The following is an 18,707-nucleotide window of genomic DNA, read 5'->3' on the forward strand; positions in this document are numbered from 1 at the left end:
TGAGTCAATCTCCGCCATTCCGGTTGTTCGGGAGGTTGTATGGTTCGTTCGATGCTGTATGCCACAGACCTTGGTCTGTACGCGCCTTATGTAACGCAGCACGCGCTGGCGCTGGCTCGAACGTTCAACGCAGGGCTGTATGTAATCCATGTCGTTGAGCCGATGGGCCTGTTCGCCGAGTCGGTACTGCAGAGCCATCTGGGCGAGGAGGCCTTGAAAGAGCTTCGCGGCAAGGGGGTCAATACGTTTCTGGACGCCATAGAGCAACGAATGCTCGACGGGTTTCGTGAAGAACTGGGAGACGGCCACGCGGACCTCTCCCTGATTCGTACGGTGCGTGTCGTTCAGGGAGAGCCTGCCAGTGTGATTATCGAGCAGGCGCACAAGCTGGAGGTGGATTTGCTGGTGGTGGGCAGTCACAGTCGCAGGATAGAAGAGGGCACCTCGATAGGCCGGACGGCTGCCCGGGTCCTGCAATTTTCCGACGTGCCGGTCTACATGGTTCCGATGATGTTGAAAAAGGAGTGAGGGTAGGGAGAGGAAGGTTCAATTGGTGGTTTTAGTGAAATCGAGCGTGCGATCACCTTACAAAGGTGATAAAAAGTTCTAGAATTATTCGTCTCACCATTAATCCAGTTATATACCGTCGCTGATACCCATAGGGTTTATCTGCTTTGAGGGATACATATGAAGCTCCAACAACTGCGCTACATTTGGGAAGTGGCGCACCACGACCTCAACGTTTCTGCGACGGCCCAGAGCCTTTACACCTCCCAGCCCGGCATCAGCAAGCAGATTCGTCTGCTTGAAGACGAGCTGGGCGTCGAGGTTTTCGCCCGTAGCGGCAAGCACCTGACGCGTGTGACACCCGCAGGCGAGCGGATTATCACCACCGCAGGCGAAATTCTGCGCAAGGTCGAAAGCATCAAGCAGATTGCCCAGGAGTTCTCCAACGAGAAGAAGGGCACACTGTCGATCGCAACCACTCACACCCAAGCGCGTTATGCGTTGCCGTCGGTTATCAGTAATTTTATCAAGCAGTACCCTGACGTGGCCCTGCACATGCATCAGGGCTCGCCAATGCAGATCGCCGAAATGGCCGCTGACGGGACGGTCGATTTCGCTATTGCCACCGAAGCGCTTGAGCAGTTCAGCGATCTGGTAATGATGCCGTGCTACCGCTGGAACCGTTGCGTCGTTGTGCCACAGGGCCACCCGTTGACCAAGGTGCCCAAGCTCACCCTGGAGCTGCTGGCCGAGTACCCGATTGTGACTTACGTATTCGGTTTTACCGGCCGCTCCAAGCTCGATGAAGCGTTCAGTCATCGGGGACTGGTGCCCAAGGTCGTGTTTACGGCTGCGGATGCTGACGTGATCAAGACCTACGTCAGACTGAATCTGGGCGTGGGCATTGTTGCAAGGATGGCGGTAGACGAAGAGGTCGACAGCGATCTGGTGGTCCTGGACGCCAGCGACCTGTTCGAGTCCAGCGTGACCAAGATCGCTTTCCGTCGCGGCACCTTCCTGCGTGGCTTTATGTGCGATTTCATCGAAAAGTTCGCCCCGCACCTGACCCGCGAAGTCATGGCCAAGGCGATTCAGTGCCACAACAAACAGGAAATGGAAGAGCTGTTTGCCAACGTCGAACTGCCGGTGCACTAGTAGCAGCGGCAAGCTTTTGGCTACAAGCCGGAGCCAGAGCCTTACGCGCTCTGACTTGAGGCTCGCAGCTTGAGGCTTGCCGCTCGCAACGTCAGTTGCGCGCTATCAGGTTGCCTGCATGCAGCCCGCATTCCTTCTGCGTGGCTTCTTCCCACCACCAGCGACCTTCGCGTTCGTGCTGGTTCGGCAATACCGGGCGGGTACAGGGTTCGCAGCCGATGCTGATGAAACCACGCTCGTGCAGGCTGTTGTAGGGCAGTTCCAGCATCCGGATGTAGCCCCAGATTTCTTCGCTGCTCATCTGCGCCAACGGGTTGAATTTGTACAGGGTGCGCTCGGCGGTCGAGAACGCGCTGTCGATTTCCAGTGCGGCAACGGCGCTGCGTGTGCCAGGGCTCTGGTCGCGGCGCTGGCCGGTGGCCCAGGCTGTGACGCCAGACAGTTTGCGGCGCAGCGGCTCGATCTTGCGGACGCCGCAGCATTCACCATGACCATCCCGGTAAAAGCTGAACAGGCCTTTTTCCTTGACGAAGGGTTCGAGCTTGCTCTGGTCCGGCGAGATGATTTCGATCTCGATCTTGTAGTGGTCACGGACCTGTTCAATGAAGCGATAGGTTTCCGGGTGCAGGCGCCCGGTGTCGAGACTGAAGACCTTGACGTTTTTGTTCAGTTTCCAGGCCATGTCTACCAGCACGACGTCTTCGGCGCCGCTGAAGGAGATCCATAGTTCATCACCGAAGTGTTCGAAGGCCAGTTTCAGAATGTCTTGGGCAGACTTGTTCGCATAGGTCGTCGCCAGTTCAGCGACGTCGAAAGGTTGGCTCATCAGGCAGCTTCCTAAAATGCAAGAGTGGCGCTTAAGCGCTCGTGATGGCGGCAATGGTAACAAAATCCGCTGTTCAGTGGCCGTTACCAGAGGCTAGAGTGCTGCCTGCGTTGATAGTCAAAGCCTTGAGGAGTGCGCTGTGGAAATTGCCTGTCTGGACCTGGAAGGTGTGCTTGTCCCGGAAATATGGATCGCCTTTGCCGAAAAAACCGGTATCGAATCACTGCGCGCAACCACTCGGGACATTCCCGACTACGACGTCCTGATGAATCAGCGCCTGCGTATTCTCGATGAGCACGGTCTGAAACTGTCGGACATTCAGGAAGTGATCGCCACCCTCAAGCCGCTGGAAGGTGCAGTGGAGTTCGTCAACTGGTTGCGCGAGCGTTTTCAAGTAGTGATTCTGTCCGACACCTTTTACGAGTTCTCGCAGCCGCTGATGCGCCAATTGGGGTTTCCGACCCTGCTATGTCATCGCCTGATCACCGATGAAACCGGCCGTGTCGTCAGTTACCAGTTGCGTCAGAAAGATCCCAAGCGTCAGTCGGTACTGGCGTTCAAAAGCCTGTACTACCGGATCATTGCGGCAGGCGACTCCTACAACGACACCACCATGCTGGGCGAGGCCGATGCCGGTATCCTGTTTCATGCCCCCGACAACGTGATCCGCGAGTTTCCGCAGTTTCCGGCGGTGCATACCTTTGATGAGCTGAAAAAAGAGTTCATCAAGGCGTCGAATCGGGATCTGGCGCTCTAGACGCAGGGCTTACACTTCTGGCTCCTGCGCAAGATCGGACGCGGAGCGTCCAGAAAGGCATGCCAACGCGGAGCATTGGCACGATAGTCGGAGCGAGGTAGGCGTATCGCGCAGGATCTCAGAGCGCCTCAAGCGTTTTCAGCAGCACGCGGACCTTGGTGAAGGTTTCCTGATATTCAGCCTCGCAGCTCGAGTCCGCCACAATGCCGCCGCCGCCCCAACAGGAAATGCGCCCATCCTTGACCAGCAGGCTGCGGATGGCGATTGAACTGTCCATTTCGCCGCGTACGTCCAGGTACATCAACGAGCCGCAATACAGGCTGCGTCGGGTCGGTTCCAGTTCGTCAATGATCTGCATGGCGCGGATCTTCGGCGCGCCGGTTATGGAGCCGCCAGGGAAGCTGCCCGCAATCAGGTCCAGTGCATCGTTGCCAGCGGCCAGCTCCCCGGTCACGCTGCTCACCAGATGATGCACATTGGGGTAGCTTTCCAGGCTGAACAGCTCAGGGACCTTTACCGAACCGATTTTACAGCTGCGGCCCAGGTCATTGCGCAGCAGGTCGACAATCATCAGGTTTTCAGCGCGGTCTTTCTCGCTGGCCAACAGCTCGTTGGCGAACGCGGCATCCTCTGTGGCGTCCGGGCTGCGCGGCCGCGTGCCTTTGATGGGGCGGGTTTCGACCTGTCTGGCGCTGACCCGCACGAAGCGTTCCGGAGATAGGCTCAGGATTGCATCGTGCCCCGGCAGGCTCAGGTAACCGGCGAACGGCGTCGGGCAAGCCGCTCGCAGTGCACAATAAGCGGCCCACGGGTCGCCCGTACACTGCGCCTGAAAGCGTTGCGCGAAGTTGACCTGATAACAGTCACCCGCCTGGATGTAGGCCTGAATACGTTCGAAAGCCTGTCGATAGTGATCCGCGCTGATGCTGGCCTGAAACGGCTGGCTGAGGCGGAACTCCGTGTGCGGCTCAGGGATATAGACAGAGAACAGATCAATCAGCCGTTTGCGCTCGTTTGCGTGCAGGGACGGGTGAAAAATCAGCTGACTGGTCTGCTCCTGATGATCACTGATCAGCGCCCAGGCGTAGAGCCCCAGGCGCGCTTCGGGCAGTTGCAGGTCGTCGACGGCCTGATCCGGTAGCGGTTCCAGGCGTCGACCAAACTCATAGCTCAGATAACCGATCAGGCCGCCAGCGAAGGGCAGTTCGCACCCGTCAGGCAATTGCGCTGTGCCGAGCGCTTTGAGACTGTCGCGCAACCGCTGGAGATAGGTGGCCCCATTCTCGTCATCGGCAACGGTCAGTTCCTGCAGCGGCCATGCACTGAGCAGGTCATATCGGCCGCGCTCGGCGGTCGGCCTGCCGCTGTCGAGCAGCACCGCGCCCGGCGCTTCGCGGATTCGCGCAAAGAACGCGATCGGGTCGGCGCTGTAGGGCAGGGGGTGTATCGAACAGATCGGCATCGTCGAATATCGGTCTTGGAAACGCGGCTGTCGATTGTAGCCTTGCCGATGCGGCAGTCCTAGCGGTATGTCCGTTCAGATGCCGGGCACGTGGCCGAACAGTTCCTGGACAAAGCTGACCCGCTCCTGCGCAGATTCCTGGCGTCCTTCGAGAGCCAGTTGTTCCAGACGCGCCTCGACGGCCTGAGTGCGATGGGTCAGGCCACTGTCATTGGCGATCTGAATGTTCAGGCCGGGACGGGCATTGAGTTCCAGAATCAGCGGGCCCTTGTCCTGGTCCAGCACCATATCGACACCGATGTAGCCCAGACCACACAGCTCGTAACACTCGGCGGCAAGCTTCATGAAACCGTCCCAGTTGGGCAGTTGCACGCCGTCTACCGAATGGGTGGTGTCCGGGTGCTTGCTGATGATGTTGTTCAGCCAGGTGCCTTGCAGGGTGACGCCGGTGGCCAGGTCCACACCGACGCCAATCGCGCCCTGATGCAGGTTGGCCTTGCCACCTGACTGACGGGTCGGGAGGCGCAGCATCGCCATCACCGGATAGCCCATCAGCACGATGACGCGGATGTCCGGCACCCCCTCATAACTGATGCTTTTGAAGATCGGGTCCGGAACAACCCGGTATTCGATCAGCGCCCGGTCACGGTGGCCGCCCAGCGAATAAAGGCCCGTGAGGATGCTGGACACCTGATGCTCGATTTCCGCGTGGCTGATGATGCGTCCCGAGACGGTGCGAAAACGCTCTTCGAAACGGTCGGCGATGACCAGAATGCCGTCGCCGCCTGCGCCCTGGGCGGGCTTGATCACGAAGTCGCTGTGCGCGCCGATGATATCGTCAAGCCGGTCGATTTCCTTTTCCGTGGAAATCACTCCGTACATTTCCGGCACGTGAATGCCTGCCGCGATGGCCCGCTCCTTGGTGATGATCTTGTCATCGACGACCGGATAAAGGCTGCGCTTGTTGTACTTGAGCACATAGTCGGCGTTACGCCGATTGATGCCCATGATGCCGCGGGCCTCAAGCGCCTTCCAGGTCTTCCACCAGCCGATCATTTAGTCTTTTCCTCTTTCAGAAAAGCCTTGAAGCGCATCAGTTCGGTCAGGCGATAGCCACGGTATCTACCCATCGCCAGCATGAAGCCGACCAGTATCAACAGCACTGCCGGGAAGGTGAAAACGAAATAGGTCAGTTCCGGCACGCTCATGATCAGGTGTGCCAACGATGCCGCGAACAGCGTGCCGATCGCGACTTTCATGGCGTGGCTGCCGCCGCGTTCTTCCCAGGTAATCGACAGGCGTTCGATGGTCATGGTCAGGATCACCATCGGGAACAGCGCCACCGAAAGCCCGCGTTCGAGCCCCAGCTTGTGGCTGAACAGGCTGATGGCTGCAATCAGCACCACAACGAAAGTCAGTACAACCGACAGGCGTGGCAGCATTTGCAATTTCAGGTGCTCCAGGTACGAGCGCAATGACAAGCCCAGGGCGGTGATCACCGTAAACAGAATAATGCCGAAGCCCAGTTGGGTTTCGCGGAACGCCAGGGCAATCAGCACCGGCGTGAAAGTGCCCAGTGTCTGCAGGCCGATCAGGTTGCGCAGGATCAGGATGACCAGTACGCCAATCGGGATCATGACCATGACCATGAAGGTCTGCTGGGTTTGCAGCGGCAGCCCGTAGAGAGAATAGGCGAGGAAGTCGGAGTCGGTGCTGGCATCGGTCAGTTTGGCGAGACGCATGGCGTTCATTTCACTGTTATTGAGGCTGAACGTGACTTGCACTTTCTTGCCCCCTTCGACATTGACCAGGGCGTCTTCACCGGTCCACCACAACAGGCGATCATCCGGCAGACCGGCTTCACCGGTATCCGGGTTGAAGTACAGCCATTCCTTGCCATTGAAGCTGCGCAACCAGAGTTCCGGCGTCTGCTGCTCGGCATCCAGGCGAATGGTGTGGGCCTTTTCCAGTGGTACGTGGGCGATCGACAGCAGCAGCTCGGTGACCCGGGCCTTGTTGGAGGCCGAGTTATCACCGGCCAGCAGCAGCTTGACGTTATCGTCATTCAGGTTGTTGACGCGTTTGATGGCCTCGGTGATGAAGGTTTCCACGTCCGCAGAGTGCTGGCGAATGGGGGCCAGCAGTGCCTCGGCTGCAATTTTTTCGGGGCCTTCGACGGTCATGCTGTCGCGAAAGATCGGCCCTTTGACCTTGGGTTTCTCACCGCTGTAGCGCTTGGTCAGTACCAGGCGGTAGTAAAGCGTCTGGTTGCCGGTGGCGCGACGGGCGGACCAGGTGACCTTACGGTTGCCGTCAGCGCGGTTGACGCTGACGCCGTAATTGTTCGAGATGAAGCTTTCATTGAGGCTGATGTAGTCGTGGGCCAGTGGCGGCACGAACATCTGGACCTTCACCGAATCCTTTGGATTGGCGATGAATTCGACTTTGGCGTCGATATTCCACAGGTCATCGGTTTCGTCTTCGGTGACGGGTATGCCGAGCGCCAGTATCTGATAGGCCGTGATCGCGATGCCCAGGGTCACAAGGGCAGTGATCAGGATCTTCAGATGGAGTGTAAGAGAGCGCATGGGTTTACTCTGCGTTTTGAGCGACGGAAGCGCAGCCGGGCTTCCCTGCCGCATATTTAAGACTTGGATCGACCAGCGCATCGAAGCGTTTCAACGCTTCGGAGCCGATCAAAAGCGGATATTGGAAAGCACTTCGGTCAGTCAAGTTCACTTCGATGGTGCGTAAAGCTTCACCCATACAGATATCGAGGTTGATCACCGGACGTGACGAGTATTTGTTTTCTTCATTCGGGTCAACGTCGTCGGCGCGGCGCTTGATCTTGCTGACCCGGGCCAGAGGTCGTTCTATGGGGTGTACATGCTTGCTGTCGCTGGCTATATAGAAGCGCACCCAGCTTTCGCCATTGCGTTTGAAATGCTTGATGTCGCGGGCGCTCAGTGAAGCGGTCTTGGCCCCCGTATCCAGTTTGGCGGCAATCTCGACGTCGATTTCAATGAGGCTGGCGTATTCGTTGAGGCCATAGACTGTCTTGTTGGCGGCCAGGCTGACGCTGGGCAGCAGCAGGCCGGAAAAGAACAGCAGGTAGAGCAGTGTGGGCAGGCTAGTCAGTCTCATAAATCCTGGCGCGATGAGCGAACAACTTCAGGGTCAGGGCGCAAATGGAGTTGACCTGAGGGTGATAGGGCAGGCAGCTCGCAGTCGCCGCTCCGGTGCGGAGCGTGCTGTGCGGACGCGGCGCATTCTAGCATGAAGCCTCGGCGCTGCCAGTGATCAACCTGTATGTCTGTTCAGGTTCTCTCGCAGGAGCCTTTGACGTCCTTTCGATATATTGTCGACAATCCTTTGTTTTGCTTTGACTGGTTTGCGGTTTATGGCTAGATTTGCGTCTTAAAAGGCTAAAGGTGTCGACAATGCTGGGTGCGGTCGAGAAGGCAGTAGCAATCGTTGATGAGTCGGAAACCCTCTCCGAGAACGTTTTCCGACGCATTCAATCCGCTATTGTGAAAGGCGAGATCGCCCCCGGTAGCAAGATCTCCGAACCGGAGCTGGCGCGCACCTACGGCATCAGTCGCGGGCCGTTACGTGAAGCCATTCACCGGCTCGAAGGGCAGCGACTGGTGGTGCGCGTGCCGCACGTCGGCGCCCGGGTCGTCGCGCTCAGCCATGCCGAGCTGATCGAGCTTTATGAGATCCGTGAGTCTCTGGAAGGGATGGCCTGCCGCCTCGCCGCCGAGCGCATGACCCAGGCCGAGATCGATGAATTGCGCGGCGTCCTTGACACCCATGAGCGCGATGCTGCGTTTCAGGCGGGCATCGGCTATTACCAGCAGGAGGGTGATTTCGATTTTCATTACCGGATCATCCAGGGCAGCGGCAATCGTACCCTCAGCCAGATGCTGTGTGGCGAGCTGTACCAACTGGTGCGCATGTACCGCATCCAGTATTCCACAACGCCCAACCGGCCTCGTCAGGCCTTTGCCGAACACCACCGCATTCTCGATGCCATCGCTGATCGCGACGGTGAGCTGGCTGAATTGTTGATGCGCCGCCATATCGGTGCATCCAGACGCAACATCGAGCGCCACTTTCAGGCGGCTCCCGGCCGAGGTGAACAATGAGTCACAACAACAGTACTCCCGGCCAGCGTTTCCGCGATGCGGTCGCCAGTGAACAGCCGTTGCAAGTGGTCGGCGCAATCAATGCCAATCACGCGCTGCTCGCAAAACGTGCCGGGTTCAAGGCTATCTACCTTTCTGGCGGCGGCGTTGCAGCAGGTTCACTGGGTATTCCGGACCTGGGCATTACCGGTCTTGAAGACGTGTTGATTGATGTGCGCCGCATCACCGATGTCTGCGACCTGCCACTGCTGGTGGATGTCGACACCGGTTTCGGTTCCTCGGCTTTCAATGTAGCGCGAACCGTGCGCTCGATGATCAAGGCCGGGGCTGCTGCGATTCATATTGAGGATCAGGTGGGTGCCAAGCGCTGTGGGCATCGCCCGAACAAGGAAATTGTTTCGCAGCAGGAAATGGTCGACCGGATCAAAGCCGCTGTAGATGCACGCACTGACGACAGTTTCGTGATCATGGCGCGCACCGATGCACTGGCGGTCGAGGGGCTGGAGTCGGCACTTGAGCGTGCTGCGGCCTGTATCGAGGCGGGCGCGGATATGGTGTTTCCTGAGGCAATCACCGAGCTGGCGATGTACAAGCAATTTGCCAACCGTGCAGGCGTGCCGATCCTGGCCAATATCACCGAATTCGGCGCTACGCCCTTGTTTACCGTCGATGAGTTGCGTGCGGCCGACGTGTCGCTGGTCCTTTACCCGCTTTCTGCCTTTCGTGCCATGAACAAGGCTGCGGAAAATGTCTACGGCGCAATCCGTCGCGATGGCAGCCAGAAGAACGTGGTCGACAGCATGCAGACGCGCATGGAGTTGTACGACGCCATCGACTACCACACATTCGAGCAAAAACTGGACGCGCTGTTTGCGCAGAAGAAAGGGTAAAAGCACATCTGACTATCGTTCCCACGCTTCAGCGCTCAGCGCTATAAAAAAGTATTGGGGAGCCCTTAATCAGGGCTTCAGGCTTCTGCCCGAAGGGCGTGGGAGCGAACTTGTTCGCGAATACGGTGTTTCAGGCTATACATTTTTGGCGATCATACCTGCCCTTTCGCGAACAAGTTCGCTCCCACGGCCTTCGGCCAGAATCAAAAGCGGATTTGTGTACAACGATGAGCACTCCGGCGTTGGCACGATAGCCAGAGTCAGTCCAACATCAAAAAAACAAAATTGGAGAGAACCATGGCTGAAGCAAAAGTATTGAGTGGTGCCGGACTGCGCGGGCAGGTGGCCGGGCAGACGGCGTTGTCCACGGTGGGCATGGCCGGTGCCGGGCTGACCTATCGCGGCTATGATGTGCGCGATCTGGCCGCCGAAGCTCGCTTTGAAGAAGTTGCCTATCTGCTGCTGTACGGTGAACTGCCTGATAAAGCCGAATTGTCTGCCTATATGGACAAACTCAAGGGCCTGCGCGATCTGCCGCAGGCCTTGAAGGAAGTGCTGGAACGCATACCCGCCGACACTCACCCGATGGATGTCATGCGCACGGGTGCCTCCATGCTAGGCACCCTGGAGCCGGAGCGCAGCTTCGATCAGCAGCGCGACTCAACCGACCGTCTGCTCGCAGCGTTCCCGGCGATCATGTGCTACTGGTATCGCTTCAGTCATGACGGCAAGCGTATCGACTGCACCTCCGCAGAAGACTCCATCGGCGGGCATTTTCTGCACCTGTTGCTCGACAAGGCGCCCAGCGAACTGCACCGCAAGGTCATGGACGTCTCGCTGATTCTGTACGCCGAGCACGAATTCAATGCCTCGACCTTCACCGCCCGCGTCTGCGCGTCGACGCTGTCGGACCTGTATTCCTGCGTCACGGCAGCCATCGGCACATTGCGCGGCCCGCTGCACGGTGGTGCCAACGAGGCCGCGATGGAAATGATTCAGAGCTTCGCCTCGTCTGAAGAGGCCACCAAAGGCACGCTGGGCATGCTGGAACGCAAGGAAAAGATCATGGGCTTTGGCCATGCGATCTACAAGGAGTCCGACCCGCGCAACGAGGTGATCAAGGGCTGGTCGAAGAAACTCGCTGACGAAGTGGGCGATACGGTGCTGTTCCCGGTTTCCGAGGCCATCGACAAGGTCATGTGGGAGCAGAAGAAACTATTCCCCAACGCCGACTTCTACCATGCCTCGGCGTACCACTTCATGGGAATCCCGACCAAGCTGTTCACACCGATCTTCGTCTGCTCGCGCCTGACCGGCTGGGCCGCCCACGTTTTCGAACAGCGCGCCAACAATCGCATCATCCGTCCGAGCGCCGAGTACACCGGTGTCGAACAGCGCAGCTTCGTGCCCATCGAACAGCGCTGAAAAGGGGGCAGGGGAACCGCTGACGAGTTCCCCACCCGCATTCCGAACATTCCGTGATCGAGTCCCGCAATGAACAGTGAATTCCGCAAAACGCTTCCTGGCACCCGACTGGACTATTTCGATGCGCGCGTAGCGGTCGAGGCGCTCAAGCCCGGCGCTTATGCCACGCTGCCCTATACCTCGCGCGTGCTTGCCGAGAACCTGGTGCGCCGCTGTGATCCTGCGGCCTTGAGTGCTTCTTTGACCCAACTCATCGAGCGCAAGCGTGATCTGGACTTTCCGTGGTTCCCTGCGCGGGTGGTCTGCCACGACATTCTGGGGCAGACCGCACTGGTCGATCTTGCCGGCCTGCGCGATGCAATTGCCTCGCAGGGCGGTGATCCTGCGCAGGTAAACCCGGTGGTGCCGGTGCAGCTTATTGTCGACCATTCGCTGGCAGTGGAATCCGACGGTAATGACCCGCAGGCGTTCGCAAAGAACCGCGCCATCGAAGACCGTCGCAACGAAGACCGCTTTCACTTCATTGACTGGACCAAACAGGCGTTCAAGAACGTCGAAGTGATCCCGCCGGGCAACGGCATCATGCACCAGATCAACCTGGAGAAAATGTCGCCGGTGGTGCAGGTGCTCGACGGCGTAGCCTTTCCCGACACGCTGGTGGGGACAGACAGCCACACGCCACATGTCGACGCGCTGGGCGTGATTGCCATCGGCGTTGGCGGCCTCGAGGCCGAAAACGTCATGCTGGGGCGCGCCTCGTGGATGCGCCTGCCGGACATCATCGGTGTCGAACTGACTGGACGCCGTCAGCCTGGTATTACCGCCACCGATGTGGTGCTGGCTCTGACCGAATACCTGCGTCAGCAGAAGGTGGTTGGCGCGTATCTGGAGTTCTATGGCGTGGGTGCGTCGAGCCTGACCCTCGGTGACCGGGCGACGATTTCCAACATGGCACCGGAATACGGCGCGACAGCGGCAATGTTTTCCATTGATTCGCAAACCATCGATTATCTGCGCCTGACAGGGCGTGAGGACGAACAGGTCAAGCTCGTCGAGTTGTATGCCCGGCACACCGGCTTGTGGTCGGACAGCCTGAAGGAGGTCGAGTACGAGCGCGTGCTGAGCTTCGACCTGTCCAGCGTGGTGCGCAACATGGCCGGGCCGTCCAACCCCCATGCGCGGGTCGCCACCGCGGATCTGGCAGCCAGAGGTATTGCCGGGCAGTGGGAAGACGTGCCGGGGCAGATGCCCGATGGCGCGGTGATCATCGCGGCGATTACCAGCTGCACCAACACCAGCAACCCGCGCAACGTGATTTCGGCAGGCCTGCTGGCCCGCAATGCCAACCGCCTGGGGCTGATGCGCAAGCCGTGGGTGAAGTCGTCGCTGGCGCCCGGCTCGAAAACCGTGGCCTTGTATCTGGATGCCGCAGGGCTGACGTCCGAACTGGAGCAATTGGGCTTTGGCGTCGTGGCGTTTGCCTGTACCACCTGTAACGGTATGTCCGGTGCGCTGGACCCGATGATCCAGCAGGAAATCATCGACCGCGATCTGTACGCCACTGCGGTGCTGTCGGGTAATCGCAATTTCGACGGGCGTATTCACCCTTACGCCAAACAAGCGTTCCTGGCCTCGCCACCTCTGGTGGTGGCCTACGCCATTGCCGGCACCATCAGGTTCGATATCGAAAACGATGTGCTCGGGATGGCCAATGGCAAAGAGATTCGCCTCAAGGATATCTGGCCGAGCGATGAAGAGATTGATGCCGTGGTGCAGGCGTCGGTCAAGCCGGAGCAGTTTCGTCAGGTCTACATTCCGATGTTCGCCATCGAAGAACACACCGGGCCGAAAGTCGAGCCGCTGTATGACTGGCGCCCGATGAGCACTTACATCCGTCGCCCGCCTTATTGGGAAGGCGCGCTGGCCGGGGAGCGCACGCTCAAGGGCATGCGCGCACTGGCCGTGCTGCCGGACAACATCACCACCGATCATTTGTCACCGTCCAACGCCATCATGCTGGACAGTGCTGCGGGCGAATATCTGGCGAAAATGGGCCTGCCGGAGGAGGATTTCAACTCCTACGCAACCCACCGGGGCGACCACTTGACGGCCCAGCGCGCAACCTTTGCCAACCCGCAACTGGTCAATGAGATGGCGGTGGTCGACGACAAAGTCAGGAAAGGCTCGCTGACCCGGATCGAACCCGAGGGCGTGGTTACGCGCATGTGGGAAGCCATTGAAACCTACATGGCCCGCAAGCAACCGTTGATCATCATTGCCGGTGCCGACTACGGGCAGGGTTCTTCCCGTGACTGGGCCGCCAAAGGCGTCAGGCTGGCGGGCGTTGAAGCCATTGCCGCAGAAGGCTTCGAACGTATCCATCGAACCAACCTGGTGGGCATGGGCGTGCTGCCACTTGAGTTCAAACCGGGCACCAGCCGCCTGACTCTGGGTATTGATGGCAGCGAAACCTTCGACGTGGTCGGTCAGCGCACACCGCGCGCGACCTTGACGCTGGTGATCCAGCGCCGTAACGGTGAGCGTGTGGAAGTGCCGGTAACGTGCCGTCTGGACACGGCCGAAGAACTCTCCATCTATGAGGCTGGCGGCGTACTGCAGCGTTTTGCTCAGGATTTTCTGGAAGCTACTGCATCGTAGCTACGCTGGAGCGTGAGGAACGATAAGCGTGCGCAAGAGCACTATCGTGCCCATGCTCCGCGTGGGCATGCAGTTCTGGACGCTCTGCGTCCGATTTTGAGCGCGTAGCGCTCTTTGAACAGGACAACGAATTCATGGCTCATTCACCCCAGATCCGCATCCCCGCCACCTACATGCGTGGTGGCACCAGCAAGGGTGTGTTTTTCAGGCTGACGGACCTGCCCGAAGCTGCACAGATTCCGGGATCGGCGCGGGATGCGTTGCTGCTGCGAGTCATCGGCAGCCCGGACCCCTATGAAAAGCAGATCGACGGCATGGGCGGGGCGACGTCCAGTACCAGCAAAACGGTCATTGTGTCGCGCAGCACCAAGGCCGACCACGATGTGGATTACCTGTTCGGCCAGGTATCCATCGACAAGCCTTTCATCGACTGGAGCGGCAATTGCGGCAACCTGTCGGCGGCCGTCGGCTCGTTTGCTATCGCCAGTGGTCTGCTCGATGCTGGTCGTGTGCCGCAAGACGGCGTCGTCATCGTGCGTATCTGGCAGGCCAATATCGGCAAGACCATCATCGCCCATGTGCCCGTCAGCAACGGTGAGGTACAGGAAACCGGCGATTTCGAACTGGACGGCGTGACCTTTCCGGCCGCGGAGGTGGCGCTGGAGTTTCTTGATCCGGCAGCGGACGAAGAGGGCGCAGGCGGCTCGATGTTTCCCACCGGCAACCTGGTAGACGACCTTGAAGTGCCCGGCATCGGCACCTTGAAAGCAACCATGATCAACGCCGGTATCCCCACAATTTTCGTCAACGCCGCCGACATAGGCTACAGCGGTACCGAGTTGCAGGGCGATATCAATGGTGATCCGCAGGCGCTTGCCCGTCTGGAAACCATTCGCGCCCACGGTGCCGTGCGCATGGGCCTGATTCGTAGCATTGCTGAAGCCGCGACGCGCCAGCACACACCCAAGGTGGCTTTTGTAGCAGCGCCTGCCGATTACCTGTCATCGAGTGGCAAACCTGTTGCGGCAAAGGATATCGATCTGCTGGTGCGTGCCGTATCGATGGGCAAGTTGCATCACGCGATGATGGGCACCGCTGCCGTTGCCATCGGCACTGCCGCCGCCATTCCGGGCACGCTGGTCAGTCTGGCAGCTGGCGGACAGGCGCGCAGTGCGGTGCGCTTCGGCCATCCCTCCGGCACACTGCGAGTCGGTGCGCAGGCTGTTCAGGAAGGCGCTGACTGGAAGGTCACCAAAGCCCTCATGAGCCGCAGCGCCAGAGTGCTGATGGAAGGCTGGGTGCGAGTGCCACAGTAAAACGACTGAAACAGTCAGCTGAAAAAATCAGCCGACGTGGCTACCTTCAACGGTTATTTGAAGCGCCGCTCTACACCTTTTTCGACCAGCACCTTGGCAGAGATTTCTTCAACCGAAAAGTGCGTGGAGTTGATGTTGGGAATGTTCTCGCGGCGGAACAGGCTCTCTACCTCGCGCACTTCGAATTCACACTGCGCGTAACTGGAATAGCGGCTGTTTGGCTTGCGCTCGTGACGGATTGCGGTGAGGCGGTCCGGGTCGATGGTCAGGCCGAACAGTTTGCTGCGGTGTTCCTTGAGTGCCGCAGGCAGTTGCAGACGCTCCATGTCATCTTCGGTCAGCGGGTAGTTGGCGGCCCGGATACCGAATTGCATGGCCATGTACAGGCAGGTCGGGGTTTTGCCGCAGCGCGACACGCCAACCAGGATTATGTCGGCCTTGTCGTAATAATGCGTCCGCGCGCCGTCGTCGTTGTCCAGCGCGAAGTTGACTGCCTCGATGCGCTCCATGTAATTGGAGTTATGCCCGATGGAGTGCGATTTGCCCACCGAATAGGAGGAGTGTGAACTAAGCTCCTGCTCCAGCGGGGCAAGGAAGGTCGAAAAGATGTCGATCATGAAGCCGTTGGACGTCGCCAGAATCTCGCGGATGTCCTGATTGACGATCGTGTCGAAGATGATCGGGCGCACATCGTCCTTGTCGGCGGCATTATTGATTTGTTGTACCATCGCCCGCGCTTTCTCGACGCTGTCGATATAGGGCCTGGTGAACTTGTTGAATGTAATGTTTTCAAATTGTGCCAACAGGCTCTGGCCCAGGGTTTCGGCGGTGATACCGGTGCCGTCCGAGATGAAGAAAGCAGATCGTTTCATTTTTGACCCAGGCCTTAAGCAGTTGACGAATTCTGGCTATCATAGGCGTGCCTGCCGGCTCTGAGGGCCTGCAGGTGCATCTTTTTTGAAGGCACGGTTTCAAGGCATGGGCCTGCGCCCGGCCAGACACGCCCGAGGTCACATAACGGTGGCTCGGGTGAATGAGCTTTTCCCAACAACAAACACAGTTAGTGGAGAGATCACCTTGGTAGAGTACGTAGTTTCCCTCGATAAGCTCGGCGTCCATGATGTAGAGCACGTGGGGGGCAAAAACTCGTCCCTCGGCGAGATGATCAGCAACCTCGCAGGTGCTGGCGTCTCAGTGCCCGGCGGCTTCGCGACTACGGCCCAGGCTTACCGTGATTTTCTTGAGCTGAGCGGTCTGAACGATCAGATCCATGCTGCGCTGGACGCGCTCGATGTCGATGACGTCAACGCCCTGGCCCGCACCGGTGCGCAGATTCGCCAGTGGATCATGGAAGCCGAGTTTCCCGAGACGCTCAACGCCCAGATCCGTACTGCATTTGCCGAGCTGTCAGCCGGCAATCCGAACCTGGCGGTGGCCGTGCGCTCTTCCGCGACCGCTGAAGACCTGCCGGATGCCTCGTTCGCAGGCCAGCAGGAGACTTTCCTGAACATTCGCGGTGTCGAGAACGTTATCCGCGCTGCCAAGGAAGTCTTCGCTTCGCTGTTCAATGACCGTGCCATTTCCTATCGCGTGCACCAGGGCTTCGACCACAAGCTGGTCGCGCTGTCGGCGGGTGTGCAGCGTATGGTGCGTTCCGAAACCGGAACGGCGGGCGTCATGTTTACCCTCGACACCGAATCCGGTTTCCGCGATGTGGTGTTCATTACCGGTGCCTACGGCCTGGGCGAGACGGTTGTGCAGGGCGCGGTCAACCCGGACGAGTTCTACGTGCATAAAGACACGCTGGCTGCTAGCCGTCCGGCGATTCTGCGGCGCAATCTGGGTAGCAAGGCTATCAAGATGATTTACGGCGAAGAAGCCAAGGCCGGTCGTTCGGTCAAGGTGATCGACGTAGAGCCTGCTGATCGTGCGCGCTTCTGCCTGACCGATGCCGAAGTCTCGGAACTGGCCAAGCAGGCAATGATCATCGAGAAACACTACAAGTGCCCGATGGATATCGAATGGGCCAAGGACGGTGACGACGGCAAGCTGTACATCGTGCAGGCGCGTCCGGAAACCGTGAAAAGCCGCGCTTCGGCCAACGTCATGGAACGCTACCTGCTCAAGGAGACCGGCAAGGTGCTGGTCGAAGGTCGTGCCATCGGCCAGCGCATCGGCGCAGGCAAGGTGCGGATCATCAAGGACGTGTCCGAGATGGACAAGGTCCAGCCTGGTGACGTGCTGGTGTCCGACATGACCGACCCGGACTGGGAACCGGTCATGAAGCGCGCCAGCGCAATTGTCACCAACCGTGGCGGTCGTACCTGCCACGCCGCGATCATCGCGCGCGAGCTGGGCATTCCGGCAGTGGTCGGTTGTGGCAACGCCACTCAGACGCTGCAGGATGGCCAGGGCGTAACGGTCTCCTGCGCAGAGGGCGACACCGGTTACATCTTTGAAGGGGAGCTGGGTTTCGACATCAAGACCAACTCGGTCGATGCGATGCCCGAGTTGCCGTTCAAGATCATGATGAACGTCGGCAACCCGGATCGTGCGTTTGATTTCGCCCAGTTACCCAACGCCGGTGTTGGTCTTGCGCGTCTGGAGTTCATCATCAACCGCATGATCGGCGTGCATCCCAAGGCGCTGCTCAACTATTCGCTGCTGCCACCGGAAATCAAGGAAAGCGTCGACAAGCGCATCGCCGGTTACCATGACCCGGTCGGTTTCTACGTCGACAAGCTGGTCGAGGGTATCAGCACCTTGGCCGCCGCATTCACGCCGAAAAAGGTCATCGTGCGCCTCTCGGACTTCAAGTCCAACGAGTACGCCAACCTGATCGGCGGCAAGCTATACGAGCCTGAAGAAGAAAACCCGATGCTGGGCTTTCGAGGTGCGTCGCGCTATATCAGCGAGAACTTCCGCGACTGTTTCGAGCTGGAGTGCCGTGCGCTCAAGCGCGTGCGCGAAGAGATGGGCCTGACCAACGTCGAGATCATGGTGCCATTCGTCCGGACTCTGGGTGAAGCGAGTCAAGTCATCGACCTGCTGGCGGCCAATGGCCTGAAACGTGGCGAAAATGGCCTGCGCATCATCATGATGTGCGAGTTGCCGTCCAATGCGATTCTGGCCGAAGAGTTCCTCGAGTATTTCGATGGTTTCTCCATCGGCTCCAACGACCTGACCCAGCTGACACTTGGCCTTGATCGCGACTCCGGCGTGATTGCTCACCTGTTCGACGAGCGTAACCCGGCGGTCAAGAAGCTGCTGTCCAATGCCATTCAGGCGTGCAACAAGGCGGGCAAGTACATCGGCATCTGCGGACAGGGTCCTTCCGATCATCCGGATCTGGCGCGCTGGCTGATGGATCAAGGGATCGAGAGCGTATCGCTCAACCCTGATTCGGTGCTGGAAACCTGGTTCTTCCTCGCCGAGGCGCAGGCACCTGTCTGAGGCGACACGGCCTTCGTGTGACGCGAGGGTGGCCTGAACCGTCATTTGGTTCAGGTGTTTGAAAAAGGCGGTTTCTTCGGAAGCCGCCTTTTTTATGGCGTGCCGCGATA

At 59.0% G+C, this 18,707-nt stretch carries 15 protein-coding genes; 9 read left to right on the top strand and 6 right to left on the bottom strand.

The window, feature by feature from the left end; translation table 11 throughout:
• Positions 1–39 precede the first annotated feature (39 nt).
• Together AC4ANE_RS11545 and cysB are read left to right on the top strand one after the other, a co-directional pair.
• Entirely contained in the window at positions 40–528 is a 489-nt protein-coding gene (locus tag AC4ANE_RS11545; protein WP_002553023.1) for a universal stress protein, read from the top strand.
• Between the two features lie 159 nt (positions 529–687).
• Complete coding sequence (gene cysB, locus AC4ANE_RS11550; protein ID WP_002553024.1) at positions 688–1,662, top strand: HTH-type transcriptional regulator CysB; 975 nt, start codon at positions 688–690, stop codon at positions 1,660–1,662.
• 91 nt (positions 1,663–1,753) lie between these two features.
• Here cysB and AC4ANE_RS11555 read toward each other — a convergent pair whose 3' ends face one another.
• A complete protein-coding gene (locus tag AC4ANE_RS11555) occupies positions 1,754–2,488 on the bottom strand; it encodes a phosphoadenylyl-sulfate reductase (RefSeq protein WP_002553025.1) in 735 nt (244 codons plus the stop codon).
• Positions 2,489–2,627: 139 nt separating this feature from the next.
• Here AC4ANE_RS11555 and thrH point away from each other — a divergent pair, with 139 nt between their 5' ends.
• Positions 2,628–3,245, top strand: a complete 618-nt coding sequence (gene thrH / locus AC4ANE_RS11560) for a bifunctional phosphoserine phosphatase/homoserine phosphotransferase ThrH (protein WP_002553026.1) — start codon at positions 2,628–2,630, stop codon at positions 3,243–3,245.
• Between the two features lie 118 nt (positions 3,246–3,363).
• Here the strand turns inward: thrH and pabB are convergent, their stop codons facing one another.
• The 4 genes from pabB to rloA form a co-directional block, all read right to left on the bottom strand.
• Positions 3,364–4,707 carry an aminodeoxychorismate synthase component I gene (gene pabB / locus AC4ANE_RS11565; protein WP_002553027.1) on the bottom strand — a complete coding sequence of 448 codons (1,344 nt, stop codon included), beginning with the start codon at positions 4,705–4,707 and terminating at the stop codon, positions 3,364–3,366.
• Positions 4,708–4,782: 75 nt separating this feature from the next.
• A complete protein-coding gene (locus tag AC4ANE_RS11570) occupies positions 4,783–5,760 on the bottom strand; it encodes an alpha-L-glutamate ligase-like protein (RefSeq protein WP_161794680.1) in 978 nt (325 codons plus the stop codon).
• Positions 5,760–7,295: an osmotic stress tolerance membrane protein RloB gene (gene rloB / locus AC4ANE_RS11575; RefSeq protein ID WP_002553029.1), complete on the bottom strand. Its 1,536-nt coding sequence runs from the start codon at positions 7,293–7,295 to the stop codon at positions 5,760–5,762. The genes AC4ANE_RS11570 and rloB overlap by 1 nt, the downstream gene beginning before the upstream one ends.
• A 4-nt stretch (positions 7,296–7,299) precedes the next feature.
• Positions 7,300–7,851 (bottom strand): retropepsin-like aspartic peptidase RloA, encoded by a 552-nt coding sequence (rloA, locus tag AC4ANE_RS11580; protein ID WP_002553030.1) that lies wholly within the window; start codon positions 7,849–7,851, stop codon positions 7,300–7,302.
• Between the two features lie 296 nt (positions 7,852–8,147).
• On the opposite strand from rloA, the gene AC4ANE_RS11585 reads away from it, so the two are divergent.
• The 5 genes from AC4ANE_RS11585 to prpF all read left to right on the top strand — a co-directional run bounded on the left by AC4ANE_RS11585 (position 8,148) and on the right by prpF (position 15,144).
• A complete protein-coding gene (locus tag AC4ANE_RS11585) occupies positions 8,148–8,855 on the top strand; it encodes a GntR family transcriptional regulator (protein ID WP_460408933.1) in 708 nt (235 codons plus the stop codon).
• Positions 8,852–9,745: a methylisocitrate lyase gene (prpB, locus tag AC4ANE_RS11590; RefSeq protein WP_002553032.1), complete on the top strand. Its 894-nt coding sequence runs from the start codon at positions 8,852–8,854 to the stop codon at positions 9,743–9,745. The genes AC4ANE_RS11585 and prpB overlap by 4 nt, the downstream gene beginning before the upstream one ends.
• A gap of 297 nt (positions 9,746–10,042) precedes the next feature.
• Positions 10,043–11,170: a bifunctional 2-methylcitrate synthase/citrate synthase gene (prpC, locus tag AC4ANE_RS11595; protein ID WP_002553033.1), complete on the top strand. Its 1,128-nt coding sequence runs from the start codon at positions 10,043–10,045 to the stop codon at positions 11,168–11,170.
• 69 nt (positions 11,171–11,239) lie between these two features.
• Positions 11,240–13,828 carry a Fe/S-dependent 2-methylisocitrate dehydratase AcnD gene (gene acnD, locus AC4ANE_RS11600; RefSeq protein WP_002553034.1) on the top strand — a complete coding sequence of 863 codons (2,589 nt, stop codon included), beginning with the start codon at positions 11,240–11,242 and terminating at the stop codon, positions 13,826–13,828.
• Between the two features lie 134 nt (positions 13,829–13,962).
• Complete coding sequence (prpF, locus tag AC4ANE_RS11605; protein WP_004667523.1) at positions 13,963–15,144, top strand: 2-methylaconitate cis-trans isomerase PrpF; 1,182 nt, start codon at positions 13,963–13,965, stop codon at positions 15,142–15,144.
• Positions 15,145–15,197: 53 nt separating this feature from the next.
• On the opposite strand, the gene ppsR is transcribed toward prpF, so the two are convergent.
• Positions 15,198–16,016 (bottom strand): posphoenolpyruvate synthetase regulatory kinase/phosphorylase PpsR, encoded by an 819-nt coding sequence (gene ppsR / locus AC4ANE_RS11610; protein ID WP_002553036.1) that lies wholly within the window; start codon positions 16,014–16,016, stop codon positions 15,198–15,200.
• 205 nt (positions 16,017–16,221) lie between these two features.
• Between ppsR and ppsA the strand changes: the two genes are divergently transcribed.
• The gene (ppsA, locus tag AC4ANE_RS11615; RefSeq protein WP_002553037.1) at positions 16,222–18,597 is read left to right on the top strand and encodes a phosphoenolpyruvate synthase; all 2,376 of its coding nucleotides are present in this window, start codon (positions 16,222–16,224) and stop codon (positions 18,595–18,597) included.
• The last annotated feature ends 110 nt before the right edge of the window (positions 18,598–18,707 follow it).

The sequence above is a fragment of the Pseudomonas sp. Pme6b genome, from assembly GCF_058129925.1.